The following is a 6,059-nucleotide window of genomic DNA, read 5'->3' on the forward strand; positions in this document are numbered from 1 at the left end:
GACCGGCCTGGGGTCGAAACCCTAGCGGCCGCCCGGAGCGGCCACCGCCCGGTCGAGCGCCGCGGCGTCGGCGAGGGTCATCCCCTTGGGCAGGATCGCGAGCGACCATTGGCGCGCGGGGACCAGATATTCGCGCGCGAGCCGCTGGATATCGGCCGGGGTGATGCCCGAAATGTCCTGCTCTACCGACAGTGCCGCCGCCGCGACGCGCGGGTCGCGCGTTGCGCCTTCGAGCAGGAACATCCAATAGACATTGCCCGTCGATGCGCGCGCGATCTGTTCGCGGATCGGGCCGGCATTGCGCGCCAGTTCGTCGGCGCTGACCGGCCTGGCGACGAGGTCGGCGGCGATATCGCGCGCGATGCCGTAGAAACGATCGACATCCTTCGGCGCCAGCAGGCTGCCGACGAGCAGATAGCCGCCGCTGCCTTCGAACCCCGTCGGCCAGTGGCTGTCGACTGCGGGACCGTAGCTCGCGCCCTGCTCGGCGCGCAGGCGGTCGAACAGGCGGTCGTTGAAGATCGCCGCCAGCACGTCGAGCCCCTGCGCGTCGCGCGGGGCCGCGCGTCCCCCGCTGGTCGGCCAGGCGGTCATTGCCGCCGCCTGCCCGGTCTCGCCGCGATGATAGGCAACGACCGGCGTGACATTGTGCTTGGCGAAGGCGACCGTCTGCCCGGCCGGGGGAGCAATCGTGGGGCGCGCGGGCAGCGCGCCGAGGGTTTCGGCGAGAATCTTCTTGTAATCGACGGTCGACAGATCGCCGAACAACTGGACCTCGATCGGTCCGCTCGCGAGGCGCGGTTCCCAGAAGGCGCGGAAGGCAGCGGGCGTCAGCGCCGCGATCTGCGCCTTGTCGGGCGCCGCCCAGCGCGCGTCGTCGTTCGCAAGCCAGCCGCGCATGTTGCGGTCGAGCACCGCGTTCGGCGTCGCATCGTTGAGGTCATAGCCGGTCAGATAACCGACGCGCAGCCGGTCGACCGGCGCGGCATCCCAGCGCGGAAAGGCGAGCTTGCCGGCGATCAGCTTCATCTGGTCGGCCAGGTCGGCGGGCTTGCTCTCGGCCGCGATCTCGAACGCGTCGTCGTCGATCGAGAAGTTCATCTGGATCTGACGGCCGTTGGTCAACTGGTCGAGCTCGTTCTGCCCCCACGGCCCGATCCCGCTCGCCATCAGCGCATAATCGCCGGTCCACAGCAGGTTCGGCGCATCGGCGGCAACGCTGCGGTTTCCGGTGCCGAAGCGGACGTTGACGCGCACCTTGCCGGGCTCGACGCGGTTGTTCGAGACGAGCGCGGTTACGCCATTGGCGAACTCGAGCCGCTCGGCGCGAAGGCCGGGAAGGCTGCCGGTCGAGACCAGCGTGCCCGGCTTGCCGATCGCGGGAAGCTGGCTCATATCGACCGCTGCCGTCGCGAGCCGGTCGTCGCGGATCTTCGCGGGCGCCGCGAGCGCGGCGACGAGCGCAGCGTCGCCACCGGGCGTCGGGGTCGGCGTCGTCAGTACGACACGCGTCACCGGGGCGCCAAAGATCGCCTTGCTCGTCGCCAGCATCACCTTCGGCGTCGCCGAGGCCCGGATCGCCTTGAACATGTCGACCTGCCCCTGCGGGCTCGTGACCGTCTCGTTGATGTCGACCGCGCGCACCATGTCGTCGGCGAGCCGCGATCCGGGCTCGTTGCGGGCGTTTTCCAATTCCTTGGCGAGGAAAGCCTCGATCTCGTTGGCTTCGCGGTCGATGTCGGCCTGCGACGGCGGGGTCGTGACGGCATCGGCGATCACCCCGCGCACATCGGCAAGCGCCGCTTTCCAGTTATCGAGCGGCACGATCTGCGCCATCGTCACATCGGCGCTGCGGCTCAGATATTGCTGCTCGACCGTCGCAACGAGATAGCTGCCCCCTGCCCGCGCGCGGTTCTCGAGGCGGCGATTGACGAGCGCCTGCGCGATGAATTCCAGATAGAGCCGCCGCGTATTCTCGACGGTATCGACGCGCTTTACCCACGGGCGGATCATCGCCAGCGTCAGCGCGAGCGGCTGGTTCGGTTCGACCACCACTTTCGCGACCGGCGCCTTCGGATCGGGCTTGCCGAAATCGGGCTGCGCCGGCGGCGGCCCATCGCCGCGCCAGTCGCCATAATATTTGGCAATCAGCCGCGCGAACTCGGCGGGGTCGCCGTCGCCGACGATCACGACGACCGCGCGCTCGGGCCGATACCAGCGATCATGGAAGGCCTGCACCGCCGGCGCGCTTGCCGCCGCCAGCGATGCGACCGTCCCGATCGGCGGCCGCTTGCCCAGAAGCTGTCCCGCGAACAGATGCGCGTTCGTGATGTCGGCGATCCGCTTTTGCGGCCCGTCGGATTCGCGAAGCTCGGACATGACGACGCCGCGCTCGGCGGTCACCGCAGCGTCCGAAATGCGCGGTTCGCGCACCATCCCGGCGAGCAATTTCATGCTTTCGTCGAGCGTCGCGGCATTCACGCTCGGCAGGTCGAGTTGATAGACCGTCTGCGTCGGGGTCGTCTGTGCGTTGGAATCGCTGCCGAAGGTCACGCCGAACCGCTGCCAGATGCGCTTCGCCTCGCCGTCGGGGATATGCTCCGAACCGCGGAAGGTCAGATGCTCGAGCAAATGCGCGAAGCCCAGTTCCTTGGGATTCTCGAACATCGAACCAACGTCCATGCGCACACGGATCGACACCTGCCCCGGCGGCACGCCGTTGTTCCGCACCGCATAGCGCAAGCCGTTGGGAAGCACCCCGAACTGCCACGCCGTGTCGCGAGGGATGTCGCTGCCGGCATAGAGCCAGCTCTCGTTCTTCGCCGCGGCGGCGGGCGAAGGCGCGGGCGCAGGTACAGCGGTCTGGGCGCTTGCAACCGACGGAAGCAGCACGCCCGCCGCGGCGGCGCAGGAAATCAGGATCGAAGCGAGCAGGGAAAGCGGTGCCGGCCGGGGAGAATAGGACATTCGTCAACCTTATCGCCTTCGAACCTTGCTGGCCACTGAACTTCGCGCAGCTTGTCCTCCGCCGCGCTTCGGCCTAGCCAGACGCGATGGACGCCAAGCTGCCCCCCCTCGCCGCGATCGTGCAGATGACGAGCGGCATCGACCCCGACGCCAATCTGCGGGCGATCGACCGCGCTTTGGGCGAGGCCGCGAAACACGGCGCAACGATCGCCTTCCTTCCCGAAATGTCGCTGCTGCTCGATCGCGACCGTCAGCGGTCTGCGGCGCATATCGCGCGCGAGGCCGACAGTCCCTGGCCCGCGGCGTTGCAGGACATGACGCGGCGCCATGGCGTGTGGCTGCACTCGGGGTCGATGCCGCTGCTGTCCGACGACGGGAGCAAGCGCGTCAACCGCAGCCATGTTATCGCCGCCGACGGCAGCATCCGCGCGCGCTACGACAAGATCCACATGTTCGACGTCGACCTGCCGACGGGCGAGAAATGGACCGAATCGGCCGCCTATGCCGGCGGCGAAGCGATCGCGCTCGTCGACACGCCGATCGGCCGTTTGGGCCTCAGCATCTGCTATGATTTGCGCTTCCCCGAACTCTATCGCGCACTCGTCGATGGCGGGGCGGAGGTGATCGCCATTCCCGCCGCCTTCACGGTGCCCACCGGCGAGGCGCATTGGCATACGCTCGTGCGCGCGCGTGCGATCGAGACCGGCTGTCACGTCATCGCGGCGGCGCAATGCGGCGTCCATGCCGACGGCCGCGCGACCTATGGCCACAGCCTGGCGGTCGATCCCTGGGGCATCGTTCTGGGCGAGGCAGCGGCGAAAAGCGGCGCGGGCGACCAGGGCTTCGACCTGATTGCGGTCGAAATCGACGCAGCGGCGGTCGCGAAAGCCCGTCAGGCGATACCGCTCGCCCGCTCGCGGACCGTTCGCTCGATTATGCTATAGGCAAAGGCAGGGCAGGCTCAGGGTCTGCCAGCCAAAAAAGCAACTCCACGATGGCAGCCCGCACTTAACCGGAATTTACATCGCCCAAAACACAAAGGGCTCCGGACATGGTCCGGAGTCCTTCGGTAACTGGCGAAACAGCCTTATTACGGGCTGGTCGGCGCGTCGTCGTTGTTGTCCGACGCGATGATGATGCCACCAACGATAGCAGCCAGAGCAACGATCGCGATGATCCAGCTGGTGCTGCCTTCGAGTTCGCTTTCGCCACCGAGATCGGTGGTCGCACGAGCCGCCGGGGCAGCCGAAGCAGCAACCGGTGCCGCGATCATCGACGTCACTGCGAGGGAGATCGCAGCCTTCTTGAGCAGGTTCATCTTATTCTCCGTCCACTGGAAAACTGGTATTCTCGAATCACAGCGGACCTAGCCACCCTGATTCAGCATGGTTCTTCTATGCATTGTCGCCAGCGATTGCAACGACGTTTTGCCAGTGCCCAACAAATGTTAGGAATTTGCTAAATCAGTAAAAAAACACCAAATCGGTGGCAATTCAGCCCCGCCTGACGCGGTCAAACGCCTCCCCCGTCACGGGGTACCCCAGATGGTCGGGAATGCACAGATAGGGGCGGCCGTCACGCTCCTCGATCCAGGGCGTTACCAGCTCGACCGGAAACTGCCCGGCGTGCACCGAAAATTCTTCAAAATCATTGACTTGTGACAGGCGTTCGAGGTTTCTGCGGGTCGGGAAAATGATCGAAATCTCGCCCGCGTCGGCCATCGCCAGCGCGTCTTTCGCGCTGGCCCAGAAGATGTGGCTGTGCTCGGCCTCTTCGACCGTCAGCTCATGGCCGTGTTGTGGCGCGGAAACCGCATAAAAGCGCGTGTCGAAGGTCCGCGCTTCCTTGAAATTGGGGCACCAGCGCGCAAACGGCACCAGCGCGTCGAGCGCGACCCGATCGTTCCGCGCCGCGAGAATGTCCGAGAGCAGTTCTCCGCCCAGCAGAGCCCTCCGAACATCCGATGAATCGTGCTCGGAAAGCGACGGCCAGCCGACCGCAAGCCCCGTTTCCTCCAGTGTTTCGCGGAGTGCGGCGACCCGCGCCGCGCCATCGGTGTCGCCTTCGGCGAATCCGTGCCGCTGCGCAACGGTGAAATCGTCGGGATCGATACGACCGCCGGGAAACACCACCGCGCCCGCCGCAAAGGCCATGTTGCTCGATCGCTTGACCATCAGGATTTCGTCGGGTCCGGTGCTCGCCGGGCGCATGATGACAAGGGTCGCGGCGGGAATGGCGCCATCGGGCAGCGTAGAGGTATCGGTCATGCCCCATTCGATAAGCGCGCTTTCCGGCCTTGTCATCCCGCGTCATCCGGCGACGGCGACAGGCCATTGCCGCGCCGTCCCCACAGGTGCAAGATGCGCCCCTCAAACAGGGCCGACCCGGGGAGCAGGGCCATGGGAATATTGGAAATTCTTGGAGTGGCAGGCAGCCTCAGCCTGCTCGCGGGATGGCGGCTGTACCTCACCGTTCTGGCGACCGGCGTCGCGATGCATTTCGGCTGGCTGCCGCTTCCCGAACATCTGAAGGCGCTACAGGTGCTCGCGAACCCGTGGGTGCTTGGCGTCGCCGCGACCGGCACGCTCGCCGAATTCCTCGCCGACAAGGTCGCTTGGATCGATTCGGTCTGGGACACGATCCACAGCATCATTCGCCCGCTCGGCGGCGCGCTGCTCGCGCTCGCACTCGTCGACAGCAGCGATCCGACGTGGCAGGTCGTCGCCTTCCTGCTCGGCGGGGGCGGTGCGCTGCTCAGCCACGGCGCCAAGGCGACGACACGCGCGGTCGTCAACGTCAGCCCCGAACCGTTCAGCAATGTCGCGGTCTCGACCGGCGAGGATGTCGCGACCGGCGGATTGCTTGCGCTGGCGATCGCCTATCCGCCGCTCGCGATCGTGATCGCGATCCTGCTGCTGATCGCGGCGGTCGTGGTGATCGTCGCGCTGCGCCGCCTGCTCCGCAACATCAAGGCGACGCTGAAACGCGCGCTGGGCGACGAACCCGCCGACCCTGCTGTGCCCTCAGCTTAGAGTGTTTTCAAGTCAGGTGGAATCACCTGACGACTCGGAAAACACGGCAAAACAAGAATC

General features: G+C 66.4%; 5 protein-coding genes. 2 read left to right on the forward strand and 3 right to left on the reverse strand.

The window, feature by feature from the left end; genetic code table 11:
* Positions 1-21: 21 nt before the first annotated feature.
* Entirely contained in the window at positions 22-2,967 is a 2,946-nt protein-coding gene (locus J1N50_RS17250; RefSeq protein ID WP_215356042.1) for a M16 family metallopeptidase, read from the reverse strand.
* 86 nt (positions 2,968-3,053) lie between these two features.
* Here J1N50_RS17250 and J1N50_RS17255 point away from each other — a divergent pair, with 86 nt between their 5' ends.
* On the forward strand, positions 3,054-3,911 hold the full coding sequence (locus tag J1N50_RS17255) for a carbon-nitrogen hydrolase family protein (RefSeq protein WP_215356044.1): 858 nt from the start codon (positions 3,054-3,056) through the stop codon (positions 3,909-3,911).
* Positions 3,912-4,057: 146 nt separating this feature from the next.
* Here the strand turns inward: J1N50_RS17255 and J1N50_RS17260 are convergent, their stop codons facing one another.
* Complete coding sequence (locus J1N50_RS17260; RefSeq protein WP_215356046.1) at positions 4,058-4,285, reverse strand: hypothetical protein; 228 nt, start codon at positions 4,283-4,285, stop codon at positions 4,058-4,060.
* Positions 4,286-4,460: 175 nt separating this feature from the next.
* Positions 4,461-5,234 (reverse strand): NUDIX hydrolase, encoded by a 774-nt coding sequence (locus J1N50_RS17265; protein ID WP_215356048.1) that lies wholly within the window; start codon positions 5,232-5,234, stop codon positions 4,461-4,463.
* A gap of 132 nt (positions 5,235-5,366) precedes the next feature.
* Between J1N50_RS17265 and J1N50_RS17270 the strand changes: the two genes are divergently transcribed.
* Entirely contained in the window at positions 5,367-5,999 is a 633-nt protein-coding gene (locus J1N50_RS17270) for a DUF4126 domain-containing protein (protein ID WP_215356050.1), read from the forward strand.
* The last annotated feature ends 60 nt before the right edge of the window (positions 6,000-6,059 follow it).

This window comes from Sphingopyxis soli (assembly GCF_018682675.1).
GTDB classification, from domain to species: domain Bacteria; phylum Pseudomonadota; class Alphaproteobacteria; order Sphingomonadales; family Sphingomonadaceae; genus Sphingopyxis; species Sphingopyxis soli.